Origin of the sequence: Kitasatospora sp. NPDC005751 (assembly GCF_040630835.1) — a bacterium.
In the GTDB taxonomy this organism is placed as follows: domain Bacteria; phylum Actinomycetota; class Actinomycetes; order Streptomycetales; family Streptomycetaceae; genus Kitasatospora.
Genome location: NZ_JBEXYC010000007.1, coordinates 31,395 through 46,372, shown reverse-complemented (window position 1 = coordinate 46,372; position 14,978 = coordinate 31,395). Strand labels below are relative to the sequence as shown.

Annotated in this window: 10 protein-coding genes; 5 read left to right on the top strand and 5 right to left on the bottom strand. The window is 74.4% G+C overall.

Features of this window, described 5'->3' with window-relative positions:
• Positions 1 to 36: 36 nt before the first annotated feature.
• Positions 37 to 645 (top strand): XRE family transcriptional regulator, encoded by a 609-nt coding sequence (locus ABZ497_RS09900; protein WP_359804213.1) that lies wholly within the window; start codon positions 37 to 39, stop codon positions 643 to 645.
• Positions 646 to 677: 32 nt separating this feature from the next.
• Here ABZ497_RS09900 and ABZ497_RS09895 read toward each other — a convergent pair whose 3' ends face one another.
• Complete coding sequence (locus tag ABZ497_RS09895; protein ID WP_359804212.1) at positions 678 to 2,510, bottom strand: cholesterol oxidase substrate-binding domain-containing protein; 1,833 nt, start codon at positions 2,508 to 2,510, stop codon at positions 678 to 680.
• A 254-nt stretch (positions 2,511 to 2,764) separates the two neighbouring features.
• On the opposite strand from ABZ497_RS09895, the gene ABZ497_RS09890 reads away from it, so the two are divergent.
• Complete coding sequence (locus ABZ497_RS09890) at positions 2,765 to 4,159, top strand: class II fumarate hydratase (RefSeq protein ID WP_359804211.1); 1,395 nt, start codon at positions 2,765 to 2,767, stop codon at positions 4,157 to 4,159.
• A 119-nt stretch (positions 4,160 to 4,278) separates the two neighbouring features.
• On the opposite strand, the gene ABZ497_RS09885 is transcribed toward ABZ497_RS09890, so the two are convergent.
• Complete coding sequence (locus ABZ497_RS09885) at positions 4,279 to 4,749, bottom strand: SPW repeat protein (protein ID WP_329490455.1); 471 nt, start codon at positions 4,747 to 4,749, stop codon at positions 4,279 to 4,281.
• A 193-nt stretch (positions 4,750 to 4,942) separates the two neighbouring features.
• Here ABZ497_RS09885 and ABZ497_RS09880 point away from each other — a divergent pair, with 193 nt between their 5' ends.
• Both ABZ497_RS09880 and ABZ497_RS09875 read left to right on the top strand, forming a co-directional pair.
• The gene (locus ABZ497_RS09880; RefSeq protein WP_359804210.1) at positions 4,943 to 5,500 is read left to right on the top strand and encodes a PadR family transcriptional regulator; all 558 of its coding nucleotides are present in this window, start codon (positions 4,943 to 4,945) and stop codon (positions 5,498 to 5,500) included.
• Between the two features lie 74 nt (positions 5,501 to 5,574).
• Entirely contained in the window at positions 5,575 to 7,275 is a 1,701-nt protein-coding gene (locus tag ABZ497_RS09875) for an acyl-CoA dehydrogenase family protein (RefSeq protein WP_359804209.1), read from the top strand.
• Positions 7,276 to 7,362: 87 nt separating this feature from the next.
• On the opposite strand, the gene ABZ497_RS09870 is transcribed toward ABZ497_RS09875, so the two are convergent.
• The 3 genes from ABZ497_RS09870 to ABZ497_RS09860 all read right to left on the bottom strand — a co-directional run bounded on the left by ABZ497_RS09870 (position 7,363) and on the right by ABZ497_RS09860 (position 11,887).
• Positions 7,363 to 8,634, bottom strand: a complete 1,272-nt coding sequence (locus tag ABZ497_RS09870) for a M28 family metallopeptidase (RefSeq protein ID WP_329492324.1) — start codon at positions 8,632 to 8,634, stop codon at positions 7,363 to 7,365.
• 279 nt (positions 8,635 to 8,913) lie between these two features.
• Positions 8,914 to 11,145: a histidine kinase gene (locus tag ABZ497_RS09865; protein ID WP_359804208.1), complete on the bottom strand. Its 2,232-nt coding sequence runs from the start codon at positions 11,143 to 11,145 to the stop codon at positions 8,914 to 8,916.
• Positions 11,146 to 11,254: 109 nt separating this feature from the next.
• Positions 11,255 to 11,887 (bottom strand): response regulator transcription factor, encoded by a 633-nt coding sequence (locus tag ABZ497_RS09860; protein ID WP_329492323.1) that lies wholly within the window; start codon positions 11,885 to 11,887, stop codon positions 11,255 to 11,257.
• Positions 11,888 to 12,261: 374 nt separating this feature from the next.
• Between ABZ497_RS09860 and ABZ497_RS09855 the strand changes: the two genes are divergently transcribed.
• Entirely contained in the window at positions 12,262 to 14,481 is a 2,220-nt protein-coding gene (locus ABZ497_RS09855; RefSeq protein ID WP_359804207.1) for an ATP-binding protein, read from the top strand.
• The last annotated feature ends 497 nt before the right edge of the window (positions 14,482 to 14,978 follow it).

Here is a 14,978-nt window from a genome sequence, read left to right as displayed (position 1 = left end):
TCAAGGCGAACGCCCGTACGTGTGGAGCGAACGCCGATGAGTGCGAACACCGGGTCCCGCGGCGCGGGCGACGGAGTCGGGGGGCCGGGCGCGGCCGGCTCGGAGCTGATCGGGCTGATCGCCGCGTCCATCCGGCGCGAACGCGAGCGGGCCGGTCTCTCCATGGCCGAGCTGGCCCGCCGGGCCGGGATCGCCAAGTCGACGCTCTCCCAGCTGGAGTCGGCCGCGGGCAATCCGAGCGTGGAGACGCTCTGGGCGCTCGGCGTCGCGCTGGACGTGCCGTTCAGCCGGCTGGTCGACCCGCCGCGACCGGTGGTGCGGGTGATCCGGGCCGGCGAAGGGCCGGTCACCCACTCCGAGCGGGCCGACTACGCCGCCACCCTGCTGGCCTCCTGCCCGCCCAACGCCCGCCGGGACGTCTACCGGATCGAGGCGCAGCCGGGCGAGGCCCGGGCCTCCGACCCGCACATGCCCGGCACGGTGGAGCACGTGGTGCTCAGCGCCGGGCGGGCCCTGGTCGGCCCGCCGGCGGAGCCGGTCGAACTCCACCCGGGAGACTACGTCAGCTACCCCGGGGACGCCCCGCACATCTTCCGCGCCCTCGCGCCGGACACCGTCGCGGTCATGGTCATGGAGCACGTGTAGGACCCGCTCGGCGGAGAACCGGGGCCCAGGCGTCAGACCGTCAGCAGGGTGTCCAGGAAGGCGTTCCCGAAGACCCGGTGCGGGTCGTGGCGGTCCAGTACGGCGACCGCCTCGTCCCAGCCGGGGCCGCCGCCGTCGCGCAGGCTGGCCGGGACGACCCGGCCGAGCACGTCCGGGTCGGCCCAGGCGGCGTCCTCGGTGTACGCCCAGCCCTTGGACCACTCGACCCGCAGACCGGCCCGGGTGCCGTCGAAGGTCCGGAGCAGGAACCGTTCGAGGTCGCGGGCGAAGCGGTGCAGGCCGGGGGTGCCGGGGAGGCTGAGGACGTCCAGCCAGACGGCGGTGTCCCAGTCGGGGCGGTCGGGGCGCGGGCGCAGGGCGGAGAGCAGCGGCGGCCGGGCGCCGGGGACGCCGCTGGCGGCCGGGTCGTCCAGGCCGGTGACCCGGATCTCCACCGCGCCGTTGACCGGGAACTCCCCGCGCGCCTGGTACTCGGCGAGCAACTGCCGGTAGTAGGCGGCGAACTCGGACACCACCCACTGGAGGTCGGCCCGCCGGGCGAGCACGGCGTAGCCGTTGGCGGTGACCCGCAGGGTGGTCGGGCGGACGTACTGCAGCAGGGTGCGGGAGGGGCCCCAGAGGTCGGAGCGCAGGCCGCCGGCGAGCAGGTGGGTGAGGAGTTCGCCGGAGAGCAGCTCGCGGAGCACGCCACCGGAGAGCAGCACGTCGGTGAGGTCCCCGGTGAGGGCGACCTTGGCGACCAGGTACTGGAGTTGGCCGAAGAGCGGGGCCGACCCCCAGGCGCCGGCGACGAGTTGGCCGGCGAGGCGGGCGACCGGCTCCGGGATGCTGTCGGAGAACGGGTAGTTGTAGGGCTCGTCGACGGTGCGGGAGCCGAGCGGGCGCTGCGGCGCGACGCTCCAGGTCTTCAGCCAGGGGCGCTCGGTGCAGGCGAACCAGATCACCTCGGCGCGCCCCTCGCGGTCGACGAAGTCGGCGAGGGTGCGCGGGCGGCCGAGGATGCCGCCCGGGGTGCCCGGGCGGGCGAACAGCTCGGTCGCCGGGATGTCCAGCCGGCTGACGCAGCGCAGCGGCACGTCCGGGCCGGCCCGGAGCACCACCTCGGTGACGAAGGCCCGGCCCAGGTGGACCAGGAACGCGGCGCTGTCGGCCTCGGAGCGCTCGAAGGTGCGCAGCGCGTAGCGGTCGGTGGCCGGGTCGTGGACGACGGCGGTGAGCCGGACGACCTGGTTGCTGACCGAGCCGTACCCGTGGCCGTCCGGGCGGAGCTCGCCGACGGCCGGGACGGCGGTGCCGTGACCGCCGATGGCGAGCACGCCGCCGACGGTGAGTTCGCCGGGCGCGGGGCAGTTGGCGACCCCGAGGCCGCGGCCGGCCAGGTGGGCGAGCAGGCTCTCCATGGTGGCGCCGGTCTGCGCCCGGACGGTGGTCGGCGAGTCGGCGGTGAGCGCGGTGAGGTGGCGGGTGGTGTCCAGCAGCAGGACGCGGGCGGAGCCGGGGGTGTCGTCGGCGACGGTGAGCGGCGCCCAGGTGTGCCGGTAGCCCTGGGCGCGCAGCCGCCAGCCGTGGGCGCGTGCCCAGTCGGCGAGCGGCGGGACCTCCTCGGGGGTCCGCGGGGCACAGGTCCAGAGCTGGTCGGTGCGGACCTCGCCGGACCAGTTCTGGTAGACCCGCTGGTACAGCTCGGTGCCGACGGGCAGTTCGGGCGGCACCGGGACGGCGGCCCGCGCGCTGTCCGGCCCGATCGTGCCGCGCAGCAGCCAGCCGACCGTGCCGAGGGCCGCCGAGGCGCCGAGCAGCTCACGCCTGCTCAGCCCGTCCCGGTCGCGCCGTGTTGCCGCCATGTCCGCCCCCTGCTCGGTGATCGTCTCCCCCGGTGCCTGCACGGGCGTGTGAAGCCGGTGCGTGCACGAGCGTACGAAGCGGACCGGCGCGCTCGGACCGGCCGGTCGCGATCTTCACCCCTTCGAGTGAAGGTCGGCCGGTTCCCCCACCTGGCGCGGAAATACCGGGAGCCCCTGCGCGGCTGTCGTCTGCGCAGACCGCAGCCGGTCGGGGAGCAGACCCGGCCGGGGCCGACCAGGAGGTGCAGCGCGTCATGGGTGAGCAGCAGGAGTTCCGGACCGAGCACGACTCGATGGGCGAGGTCCGGGTGCCGGCCGCCGCCAAGTGGCAGGCGCAGACCCAGCGGGCGGTGGAGAACTTCCCGGTGTCGGGCCAGCGGCTGGAGCGGGCCCACATCGCCGCGCTGGCCCGGATCAAGGCCGCCGCGGCCCGGGTGAACGCCCGGCTCGGGGTGCTGGACGAGGAGACGGCACAGGCCGTGGCGGCCGCCGCCGAGGAGGTCGCCCAGGGGCGCTGGGACGACGAGTTCCCGGTGGACGTCTTCCAGACCGGCTCGGGCACCTCCTCCAACATGAACGCCAACGAGGTGATCGCCACCCTGGCCGGCGAGCGGCTCGGCCGCCCCGTCCACCCGAACGACCACGTCAACGCCAGCCAGTCCTCCAACGACGTGTTCCCGTCCTCGATCCACATCGCGGCCACCGCGGCCGTCACCCACGACCTGATCCCGGCCCTGGAGCACCTGGCGGAGGCCCTGGAGCGGCGGGCCGCGGCGTTCTCCGAGGTGGTGAAGTCCGGCCGGACGCACCTGATGGACGCCACCCCGGTGACCCTCGGCCAGGAGTTCGCCGGGTACGCGGCGCAGGTCCGGCACGGGCGGGAGCGGCTGCTGGCGACGCTCCCCCGGGTCGCCGAACTGCCCCTCGGCGGGACGGCGGTGGGCACCGGCATCAACACCCCGCCCGGTTTCGCCGCCGCCGTGATCGAGGAGGTCGCCCGGGCCACCGACCTGCCGCTGACCGAGGCGCGGGACCACTTCGAGGCGCAGGGCGCGCGGGACGGCCTGGTCGAGCTGAGCGGTCAGCTCCGCACCGTCGCGGTCGGCTTCACCAAGATCGCCAATGATCTGCGGTGGATGGGCTCGGGCCCGCGCACCGGCCTCGGGGAGATCAACCTGCCGGACCTCCAGCCCGGTTCGTCGATCATGCCCGGCAAGGTGAACCCGGTGCTGCCGGAGGTGGTGCTGATGGTCTCGGCGCAGGTGATCGGCAACGACACCACCGTCACGGTGGCCGGCGCGAGCGGCAACTTCGAGCTCAACGTGATGCTCCCGGTGATCGCCCGCAACGTGCTGGAGTCGGTCCGGCTGCTCGCCAACAGCGCCCGGCTGCTCGCCGACCGCACGGTGGACGGCATCACCGCCAACGTCGAACGGGCCCGCGAGTACGCCGAGTCCTCGCCCTCGGTGGTCACCCCGCTCAACCGCTACCTCGGCTACGAGGAGGCCGCCAAGGTCGCCAAGCAGGCGGTGGCCGAGCGCAAGACGATCCGACAGGTGGTGCTGGAGCGCGGCTACCTGGAGCAGGGCAAGCTCACCCTCGAGCAGCTGGACGAGGCCCTCGACGTGCTGCGGATGACCCGCCCGTGACCACGCACCGGGGGCGCCCGCCCCTGACCGGCCCCCGGCCGTAGCGGCCCGACGGCGTGCGCCGGGGTGCGGGCGGCGGCCTCACCGCCCGCACCCCGGCTCCGGACTACCGGGTGGCGTCAGCCCCCGGCCCGGCCGGCCCGGCCACGTCGCATCGACGCGCCGTTCGACGTGATGGTGGCCATCGAGATCGCCGCGAGACCCAGCAGGAACATCACGGCACCCGCGATCATGCAGGTCACGATGTTCTTCCCGCGGTCGACCGCTCCGGACACCACCCAGGGCGAGATGATCGTCCAGGCACCGAGCAGGGTCGCCGCCCAGGCCCGTGCGTGGGTGCGCTCGTACGCTGAGCCGTACCCGGCCATCAGCACGCAGTAGGCGAGACCCACGATCAGGCAGGTGACGGTCAGCGTGCTGAAGGCGGTGAAGCCGACGATCCACGGCGAGGCCGCCAGGAACAGACCGGCGAGGACAGCCAGGGCCTCGACGGCCTGGGCGCGCGGAGTCAGGGTGACCCGCTCGTAGTGTTCACGCAGTTCGACGATGTCCGGATGGTGCTCCATGCCCATCGGAATCTGGGTAGACACCGATACCACCTCCTACGTCCGGTACACGGAGGGCGCAAGCCCAGTACCATTCTGGCGCCGATCTGCCGTTTTGCACCATTTCGCCCGAGAAGCTAACCTCACCGCCCACACCCGGCGCGCACCGCGGTGAGCTGCGTCTCACCCGGCCGGGGCGCCCTTGCCTATGCAACTCGTTGCATAGCAGGATGCCGCCATGGCACTGGAGCACGCGATCCTCGTCTCGCTGCTGGAGCAGCCCGGCTCCGGCTACGAGCTGGCCCGGCGGTTCGACCGCTCCATCGGACGCTTCTGGACCGCCACCCACCAGCAGATCTACCGGGTGCTGCGGCGGATGGAGGCGGACGGCTGGATCTCCGCCGAGGAGGTCGCCCAGGACGGCCGGCCGGACAAGAAGGTCTACTCCGCGGCCGGCCCCGGCCGGGCGGCGCTGGCCGGCTGGCTGCGCGAACCGGTCGAACCGGAGACCGTCCGGCACGAGCTGGCGGTCAAGATCCGCGCGGCCGCCTTCGACGACCCGGCCGCCCTGCTCTCCGAGGTCGAGCGGCACCGCGAGAGCCATGCCGCCCTGCTCGCCCGCTACCTGCACGGCGAGCAGCGGGACTTCCCCGACCCGACCGCCCTCGACGCCCGGCAGCAGCTGCAGCACGTGGTGCTGCGCGGCGGGATCGAGTACGAGCGGATGACCCTCGCCTGGCTGGACGACGTGCTCGCCACCCTGCACCGCCTCGCCGCCGACCGGACCGGGGCCTGAACCCCCCGGCTCCGCCGACGGACGAGAACTCCACGCCCCATCCGATCACCACCCTCGACCCCCGGGAGCCCGTGATGCTCTTCAACCCGCGTACGTACGACCCCGCGCAGTTCGACGAGCCGACCCGCCGACTGCTGCGCGCGACCGTGGACTGGTTCGAGTCCCGCGGCAAGAAGGCGCTGATCGACACCTACATCGACCGCAGCTGGTACGCCGACTTCCTCGAATTCGCGGCGAAGGAGGGCCTGTTCGCGGAGTTCCTGACGCCCTCCTCGGTCGACCCGGAGAAGCGCTGGGACACCGCCCGGATCGCCGAGCTGAACGAGATCCTCGGCTTCTACGGGCTGGGCTACTGGTACACCTGGCAGGTCACCGTGCTCGGCCTGGGGCCGGTCTGGCAGAGTGGGAACGAGGCCGTCCGGGCCCGCGCCGCCCAGCTCCTGGCGGAGGGTCACGTGATGGCGTTCGGGCTCTCCGAGCGCAGCCACGGCGCCGACATCTACTCCACCGACATGATCCTCACCCCGGACGGCGAGGGCGGCTTCACCGCCACCGGGTCCAAGTACTACATCGGCAACGGCAACGTCGCCGGCCTGGTCTCGGTCTTCGGCCGCCGCTCGGACGTCGACGGCCCGGAGGGCTACGTCTTCTTCGCCGCCGACAGCCGCCACGAGGCGTACCACCTGGTCAAGAACGTCGTGAACGCCCAGATGTACGTCAGCGAGTTCCGGCTGGAGGGCTACCCGGTGCGCGCCGAGGACGTGCTGCACACCGGCAAGGCCGCCTTCGACGCCGCGCTGAACACCGTCAACGTCGGCAAGTTCAACCTCTGCACGGCCTCGGTCGGCATCTGCGAGCACGCGATGTACGAGGCCGTCACGCACGCCCAGAACCGGGTGCTGTACGGGAAGAAGGTCACCGACTTCCCGCACGTGCGGCGCGAGCTGACCGACGCGTACGCCCGCCTGGTGGCGATGAAGCTGTTCTCCGACCGTGCGGTGGACTACTTCCGCACCGCCTCGCCCGAGGACCGCCGCTACCTGCTCTTCAACCCGATGACCAAGATGAAGGTCACCACCGAGGGCGAGAAGGTCATCGACCTGATGTGGGACGTCATCGCGGCCAAGGGCTTCGAGGCGGACACCTACTTCGACAAGGCCGCGAAGGACATCCGCGGTCTGCCGAAGCTGGAGGGCACCGTCCACGTCAACCTGGCGCTGATCCTCAAGTTCATGGGCAACTACCTCTTCAATCCGGCCGACTACGCGCCGGTGCCCACCCGACTGGACGCGGCCGACGACGAGTTCCTGTTCCGCCAGGGCCCGGCCCGCGGCCTCGGCGCGATCCGCTTCCACGACTGGCGCAAGGCCTACGACGCCTTCGCGCACCTGCCGAACGTGGCCCGCTTCCGCGAGCAGGCCGACGGGTTCTGCGACCTGCTGCTGACCGACGCGCCGAGCGAGGCGCAGCAGGCCGACCTGGACTTCCTGCTGGAGATCGGCCAGCTCTTCGCGCTGATCGTCTACGGCCAGCTGGTGCTGGAGCAGGCCGAGCTGACCGGGCTGGACGCGGACCTGCTGGACCAGGTCTTCGACGCGCTGGTGCGGGACTTCTCGAAGCACGCCACCGAGCTGCACGGGAAGGCCTCGACCACCGAGGCGCAGGCGGCGTGGGCGCTGGCCAACGTCCGCCGCCCGGTCGCGGACGGCGAGCGGGCCGCCAAGGTGTGGTCCATGGTCGAGGCGCTGTCCGGCGCGTACGAGATGCAGCCGTAACCTGCGCCGGACGGGGGTGCCGGCCGCGGCCGGCACCCCCTTTCGCGCGCCTACGTCCTCGCACGCCTACGTCCTCGCACGCCTTCGTCAGAAGGTGAGCTTCCAGCTGTCGACGTAGCCGGTGTCCTGGCGCGCGATGTCCTGCACCTTGAGCTTCCAGGTGCCGTTGGCCGGCACCGCGGAGGCGTCGACGGTGTAGGTGGCCTGGACGTTGGCCGCGGAGTCGTTGCCGCTGGAGTTCTTCAGCCGGAACGTCGTGCCGTTCGGCGCGACCAGGTCGACCACCAGGTCACCGCGGTAGGTGTGCTTGATGTCCACCGCGACCTGGAGGGCGGCGGGCGCGTTGCCGGTCCGGCCGGTGACGGCGAGGTCGGAGGTCACCGCGGCGCCGTAGTCCGGGATCTGGACGTCGGTGGTGGTCTCGAAGACGGTGCCGGTGGGCGGCGTGGTGGTACCGGCCGAGAGCGTCCAGACGGCGTACGCGATGGCGTCGGTCATCCGGTCCAGCGCGGTGTCGTTGATGTTGGCGCTGGTGTCGCAGGAGGAGTGGTAGCAGCGGTCGAAGGCCTGGCCGGCCGTCCCGCCCCACTTGGCCGCCTGGGCGGCGGTCTTGGTGTAGTCGGCGCCGCTGAACAGGCCGCCGACCCGGATGCCCGCGTCCTGGAACGGGGCGTGGTCGGAGCGGCCGTCGCCCTCGAAGTCCTGCTCGGTGCTGATCCCGATGCCCGCGAAGTAGTCGCGGAACAGCGCGTCCAGCGCGGAGTCGTAGCGGTAGGTGAAGTAGCCCGGGTTCGGCGAGCCGATCATGTCGAAGTTCAGATACGTGTCGATCTTCGAACGCTCGGCGGCGGGAAGGCTGTTGACGTAGTTCTTGGAGCCGACCATGCCGTACTCCTCGGCGCCCCACCAGCCGAACCGCAGGTGCTTGGTGGGCTGGAGGCCGGCCCGGGAGACGGCCAGCGCGGTCTCCAGGATGCCGGCCGAGCCGGAGCCGTTGTCGTTGATGCCCGGACCGCCGGTGACGGAGTCCAGGTGGGCGCCGGCCATCACGACGTGCGAGGTGTCGCCGCCCGGCCAGTCGGCGATGAGGTTGTAGCCGGTCGAGCCGTTGTAGGTGAAGGTCTTCAGCGCGGTGGTGAAGCCCGCCGCGTCCAACTTGCCCTTCACGTAGTCGATCGACGCCTTGTAGCCGGTACGGCCGTGCGCACGGTTGCCGCCGTTGGCGGTGGCTATCGACTGCAGCTGGGCCAGGTGCGCCTTGACGTTGGCGACCGGGATGTCGGGGGCGGCGGCGACGGCCCGGGGGGCCTCGGGTGCCACCGGGGCGGCGGGGGCCGCGACGGCGGCGGGGGCGAACAGGGCGGCGGCGAGTGTGACGACCGCCCCGGTCGACAGGGCGGATCGGCGCAGGCGGGATCGCCGCGAGGCGCGCTCGGTCAATGGAGGCTCCAGATTCTGATGGGGCAGAACGGAAGCGCACAGCCTCGCGGAGGGCCGTCGGGTCGTAGGGGCGGCCGGGTTGGGGTCCGGCCGGGAACAGGGCTACCGGCCGGGACAGCCCGGTCGGGGAGCGGTGACAGCGGGGGCACAGCCGCGAAGTTGACGCGACCATGATGATTGGGCCAACCCCGGCTTCCGTCAAGGGGCCCGCCGCGGGCGGTCGGCTCCGTCCGTGGTCGGGGCCGTCGTTTCGGACACGACCGGCATCCGGGGCAGCACCGCCCGGACGAGGGCGCCGCCGGGGTGGTTCACGGCCGTGAAGGCGCCGCCCAACTCCTCGGCGCGCTCGGCCATCGAGCGCAGCCCGAGCCCGGATCCGGCCCGGTGGGCACCGCGGCGGCCGGCGCCGTCCTGCTCGGCGGCGCCGGGTTCGCCGCCGTCCGCGGGAGCCGCCGGGAAGCCCCGGCCGTCGTCCCGGGCCTCGACCACCACCTCGTGCGGGCGGACCCGCAGCGTCAACCGGGCCTCCGTGGCGCCCGCGTGGCGCAGCACGTTGTTCAGCGCCTCGCCGCCGATCCGCAGCACCGCCACCTCGACGGCGGCCGGCAGCACCGGCGGCGGGTCCGGGTCGAGCTCCAGGCTGAGCCGGACCCGCTCCCCGTCCAGTCCGGCGACCAGTCGCCGCAGCGCCTCCGCCAGGCCCTGGCCGGCCAGCGCGGCTGGCGCCAACCCCTCGGTGATCCGGCGCAGTTCGACGATCGCCTGGCCGATCCCGGCCGACACCGCGCGCAGCGAGCGGGCGGCCGGGGAGTCCTCGGGGACGGCGGCCCGCGCGGTGTCGATGCCGAGCCGCAGTCCGGACAGGGTCGGCCCGAGCCCGTCGTGCAGGTCGTGCCGCAGCCGGCGCCGCTCCTCCTCCCGGGCCAGCACGATCTGCCGCCGGCCGGACTGGACCTCCTCGTACATCCGCAGCGAGGCGATGGCGGGCGCGGCCTGGTCGGCGAGGAACCGCAGCACCTCGTGGTCCTGGGCGTCCAGCACGGGCTGCCCGGCGCGCGGCGGCGCGCAGAGGTCGCCGATCACCATGCCCTCGTAACTGAGCGGGAACACCTGGCTGTCGGGACCGACGGTGCCCACCGAGGCGAGTTCGTGCGGACCGCTGCTGGTGTGCAGGACCACCCGGGCCCCGGGCAGGCCGAGGGCGCCGACCACGGTCTCGCAGAGCAGCGGCGGCGCGTCGGCGGGGCTGACGGCCCGGCTGAGCCGCTCGGCGAGCGCGCGCACCACCTGGTACGGGCGGGCCCGCTCGCCGTAGTAGAAGCGGTCGACGGCGCGGACCACCCAGCGGGTGGTCGGGCCGATCAACCCCCCGATGGCGAGCGCCCCGGCCGCGAGGAGCTGGGCGCCGGCGGTACTGGCCTGCGGCAGCGCGCGGCGCAGCAGCAGCGCGATGCCGAGGTAGCCGGAGATCAGCACGGCGGTCAGGGCGAGGACGCTGAGCATCCGCCGGGTCGCCCGGTCCAGGTAGCGCGAGCGGTCCCGGGTGAAGCCGTACCCGACCGCGCCGAGCATCCACAGCGCCGAGCCGGTGAAGTAGGCGACCGCCGCGATGCTCTCGGAGGTCCCCAGCCTGAGCGCGATGTTGGTGGTGACCAGCCAGATCAGGTAGGGGACGAGCACCGCCGCGACCGCCCGGTGCGGCCGGTCCGAGCGGCGCCAGCGCACCGCGGCCACCGTCAGGCTGACCGCGACGAGCGCCCAGGAGACCGGCGTGACCCGCCATTCGTCCAGCGGCAGCCCCTCGCCCTGCGGCACCAGGACGTCGCCGAAGTAGGGCAGCGGCGCCCCGAGTCGGACCACGCAGGCGTGGCAGGCGCTCCAGAGCGCCACCACGACCACGAAGGCCCGGCCCGCGGGGCCGCCGGGCAGCCGCCCCTCCGGGAGCCAGAGCGGCAGGGCGATGGCCAGGAAGACGAACAGGGTGACGGAGGCGAGCAGCAGGGCCGCCCCGACGGCCTCCGCCACCGGGCCGGCCCCGGCCGCCCTGGCCGCGAACAGCACGAAGCGGGAGAGGCAGCCGCCGAAACCGGCGGCCAGCAGGACCGCTCCGAGGCCGAGGCCGGGGGGAGCGGCGGCGGCCGGGGCGGTCCGGCCGGGGTCGGTGGGGCCGGGACCGCCGACGGCGCCCGGCGGGGAGGCGTCCGGTCCGGCCCGGTGGGCCAGGACGAGCACCCCGGAGAGCGCGAAGCCGAAGCCGAGCAGCACCGTCTGGCCGTCGTGGAGCAGGAACGCGTCGGTCCACGGGGCGTCCTGGTGGACGAGGGCCAGCAGCACCCAGCCGAGGCCGGAGAGCAGCGTCGCGGCGCAGACCCGGTACGCCCGGGTCGGACCGGCCTGCCGGGCGCCGGTCGCCGGAACCGGTTCGCTCATGTGGGCCTCCTCCCCCGCATCCTCGGCTTCCTGGCATCCCGGGCGCGCGGGGCGGCGGTTCACTCCGTGCCCCGCCCCCGCCCCCGCGCCCGCCCCGGTGCCGGCCGCCTCAGCCGTCGCCGAGTCCCATGTCGCGTGCCCGGGCCACCGCCTCGGCCCGGGTGGCGACGTGCAGCTTCTCGAAGATGTGCGTCACGTGGTTGCGGACCGTCTTCTCCGCCACCACCAGCTCCCGGGCGATCCGCCGGTTGTCCAGCCCGCGCGCCACCAGGTCGAGCACCTCCGCCTCGCGCGCGGTGAGCGCGGGGAACAGCTGCCCGGCCTCGCGCAGCCGGGCGCCCGCCAGCAGCGCCGTGATCCGCCCGGCCACGTCCGCGCCGAACACCGCCCCGCCCGCCGCGACCGTCCGCACCGCGTGCAGCACCTCCTCCCGGCCGGCGCCCTTGACCAGGTAGCCGCGCGCGCCCGCCTGGAGCGCGGCGAGCAGGCTGCCGTCGTCGTCCGACATGGTCAGCATCAGCACCGGCGGGGACGGCTGCCGCTCGGCGAGCCGGCGCGCGGCCTCCAGCCCGGAGCCGTCCGGCAGCGAGAGGTCCATCACGACCACGTCCGGGCGGCTGCGGGCGACGGCGGCCGCGACCTCGCCGACCCGCTCCGCCTCGGCCACCACGGCGATCCCCTCGGCGCTCTCCAGCGCCGCCCTGAGGCCCTCCCGGAACAGCGGGTGGTCGTCGACGATCAGGACCCGGACGGAGGAGTCCTCCCGCTCCTCGCCCGAAGGGCCGGGGGCCTCCGGGACCTGCCCGCCGCCCGGGCCGGACGGCGCTCCCGGTGCGCCGGAGCCGTCGCCCGCGCCCGGCGGCGCGGCCCGGGGCCGATCGTCCGGCTGCGGGGCGGGCGGTTCGACGGGGTGCTGTTGGTCCACCTGGCCGACACTACCAGCGATGCGGGAGTGACTTTCTGTGACATGCGCGGATCGCCGTGCGGCGACGGACCACCGTGCCGAGGACGAGACCGCTGCCCCATGCGCCCGGGACGGCGGGCGGTCGAGACTGAAATGGTGCCCGGTGCGCGGCTGCCGCCGGACCTCTCCCGAGCCCGTTGCGAGGCGGTGCCATGATCACGGTGATCCCGACCCGGCCGCGGACTGCCACCGGGCCCTCCGCCCGCCGGACGCCCGCCCAACGGCAGCTCGCCGCCGCAGCGGCCTGCACGGCCCTCTGCCTGGCCGTCGCCACCCTCTGGACCTGCTACGTGCTCGTCCACCTCGGTACGCCCGGGGTCGACCGCCCCCGGGACCAACTCGCCATCCTGCTCTACGCACTGCCCACCGCCGGTGCCGGGATGCTGCTGCACGCCCACCGGCCGGGCAGCCCGCTCGGCTGGGTGATGCTGGTCTACGCCCTGACCTCGATGCTGCCCAGCGCCGCCGGGGCACCCGTCTGGGTGGAACTCTCCGATCCGCGCCTCGCGGGGGCGATGGCGGTGCTGCGGTCGGTCTGCAACACGATCAGCCAGACCCTGTTCTACGTCCTGCCGCTCTGGCTCCCGTACGGACGGCTCACCGACCGCCGGTGGTGGCTCTACATCGGTGCCGTCGCGCTCTGGGAGATCCCGGACGGCCTGTCGTTCCTGGGCCACGCGACCTCGTACGGCCGGCCGAACCCGCTCGCCGACGGCGCGCCCGCCCGGTTCTTCGGCTCGATCGCCGACCACCTGGACAGCCTCTACGAACCGGCGAACTTCCTGTTCGTCGGCTTCGCCGCCGCCGTCCTGCTGGTCCGGCTGCTCCGCCCCTCCCCCTGTCCGGAGCGCGGCCGCGACGGCGCGCCCCGGCCGCAGCACCCGGCCCACCGGGCGCACGTGGCGGGCATGCTGGGCGCCTACCTGCTCTGGGCCGGACTGGAGGACTACTACAACCGCAGCTTCCAGAACGACTACTGGCTCAGCTACGGGCTGTTCACCGCCGCCGGCGCGGTCTGGGCGGTCGCCGTCGCCCACCTGGTGATCCGCGACGGCGGCTGGCGGCTCGACCGGGCGGCCCGGTCGGTACTGACCGGACTGCTCCTGGCCACCGGGCTGACCACGCTGTTCGTGGTGGTGGCCGCCGTGCTCTCCGGCTGGCTGGTCCCGGGCCGGGGTGCGGCCGGGCTGACGCTGATCGCCCTGGTGTTCGGGCTCGGCGCCGCCCTGCCCCGGGCCGCCCGGTGGGCGGTCGGGGTGATCGACCGGCTCTACTACGGCGACCGCGCCCAGCCCTACCAGGTCCTGCGCACCCTGGCCGGACGGGTCCGGCAGGTGGTGGACCCCGAGCGGCTGCCGGCCGTCCTGTGCGGCACCGTCGCGGAGGAGCTGCGGCTGCCCGGGGTCGCGCTGAGCGTCACCACCCGGGCCGGCCGCCGCCCGCTGGCCGCCGTGGGCCGGACGGACGGACCGGACCAGGCCTTCGCCCTGGTCCACCACGGCACGACGATCGGGGAGTTGACGGTCGGGCTGCGCGAGGGCGAGGAGCGGCTGGAGGCCGGCGACATCGACATCCTGCGCTCGCTCGCCGACCAGGTCTCACCCGCCGTCGCCTCGCTGCGGTTGCAGGAGGACCTCCAGGCGAGCCGGGCGCAGATCGTCGCGGCGCGGGAGGAGGAGCGGCGCTGGCTGCGCCGGGACATCCACGACGGGCTCGGCCCCGTGCTGGCCGGGCTCCGGCTGCGGGTGGACAACGTCGCCTCGGCGGCGGCCGGGGTCGCCGCCGCCACCGGGGAGGAGGCTCGGGCCGGGGACGCCGGCGGGGAGATGGCGCGGACGCTGACCGGGATCTCGGGCGACCTCGCGCTGGCGATCAAGGAGGTCCGGCGGATCACCGACCGCCTCGGGCCCGCCCCGCTGGGCGAGTTCGGGCTGGCCCGGGCCGTCCAGCACCTCGCGCTCACCTTCAGCGGCGCCGGACTCGCCGTCGACGCCACCGTGACCCCCGACCCCCTGCCGCCCCTGCCGGCCGCCGTCGAGGTGGCCGTCTACCGGATCACCGCCGAGGCGCTGAACAACGTCCTGCGGCACGCCCGCGCCGAACGCGCCGAGGTGGTGGTCCGGGTGGACGACGAGACGCTGACGCTGACCGTGCAGGACGACGGGGTCGGCTACCGGCGGGAGGCGGACGGCGACGCCGTGCCCGAGCCCGCGGGCGGCGAGGGGAGCGGGGTCGGGGTCCGCTCGATGGCCGACCGGGCCGCCGAGATCGGCGGCAGCTGCACGGTCGCACCGCTGCCCCGGGAACACGGGACCCGGGTGCGGGCCGTGCTCCCCCGCTTCCCGTCCAAGGGCGGCGCGGGCACGGCATGAGGAACGGCCGCCGCCCCCGGTGCGGGCTGCACCGGGGGCGGCGACGGGTTCAGGGGGACGGGGACGGACAGCGCCTCAGCCCTTGCAGTCCTTCTCCCCGGGCTTGCACCTGTTCGTGGTCCCACCGCGCTTGGGCGCCGGGCCGGGGGTGGTTGCCGCGCCGTCGACGACGTTCCGACACACGACGGCTGCCGCGGCCAGGCCGACGAGTACGGACGCGACGCAGAACGTCTTCGTTGCCGTGTTCGTTGCCATGGGAAATGCTCCAGATCCTTCGACTTCCGACCGGTTCGGGCCGGTCGGCCGTTCTTCCTCCACCCTGCGCGGGCCGCCGCCCCGGGCGCATGGGCCCGCCGTCCCGTTCCGGTCCCACTCCGGGACTTCGGGCGGGACTTCGGACAGGGCGGCGAACGGGGCGGCGGCCCGCGCAGGACCGGACGCCGTACGGCCCCGCGCACATGGGGCGGCCCCGGCGCGGGTCGGGGCGGGCCGGGGTG

Bases quoted from the DNA above. Each gene is read 5' to 3' on its own strand.
- ABZ497_RS09900 (WP_359804213.1), top strand. From the start codon at position 37: ATGAGTGCGAACACCGGGTCCCGCGGCGCGGGCGACGGAGTCGGGGGG.
- ABZ497_RS09895 (WP_359804212.1), bottom strand. From the start codon at position 2,510: ATGGCGGCAACACGGCGCGACCGGGACGGGCTGAGCAGGCGTGAGCTG.
- ABZ497_RS09890 (WP_359804211.1), top strand. From the start codon at position 2,765: ATGGGTGAGCAGCAGGAGTTCCGGACCGAGCACGACTCGATGGGCGAG.
- ABZ497_RS09880 (WP_359804210.1), top strand. From the start codon at position 4,943: ATGGCACTGGAGCACGCGATCCTCGTCTCGCTGCTGGAGCAGCCCGGC.
- ABZ497_RS09875 (WP_359804209.1), top strand. From the start codon at position 5,575: ATGCTCTTCAACCCGCGTACGTACGACCCCGCGCAGTTCGACGAGCCG.
- ABZ497_RS09865 (WP_359804208.1), bottom strand. From the start codon at position 11,145: ATGAGCGAACCGGTTCCGGCGACCGGCGCCCGGCAGGCCGGTCCGACC.
- ABZ497_RS09855 (WP_359804207.1), top strand. From the start codon at position 12,262: ATGATCACGGTGATCCCGACCCGGCCGCGGACTGCCACCGGGCCCTCC.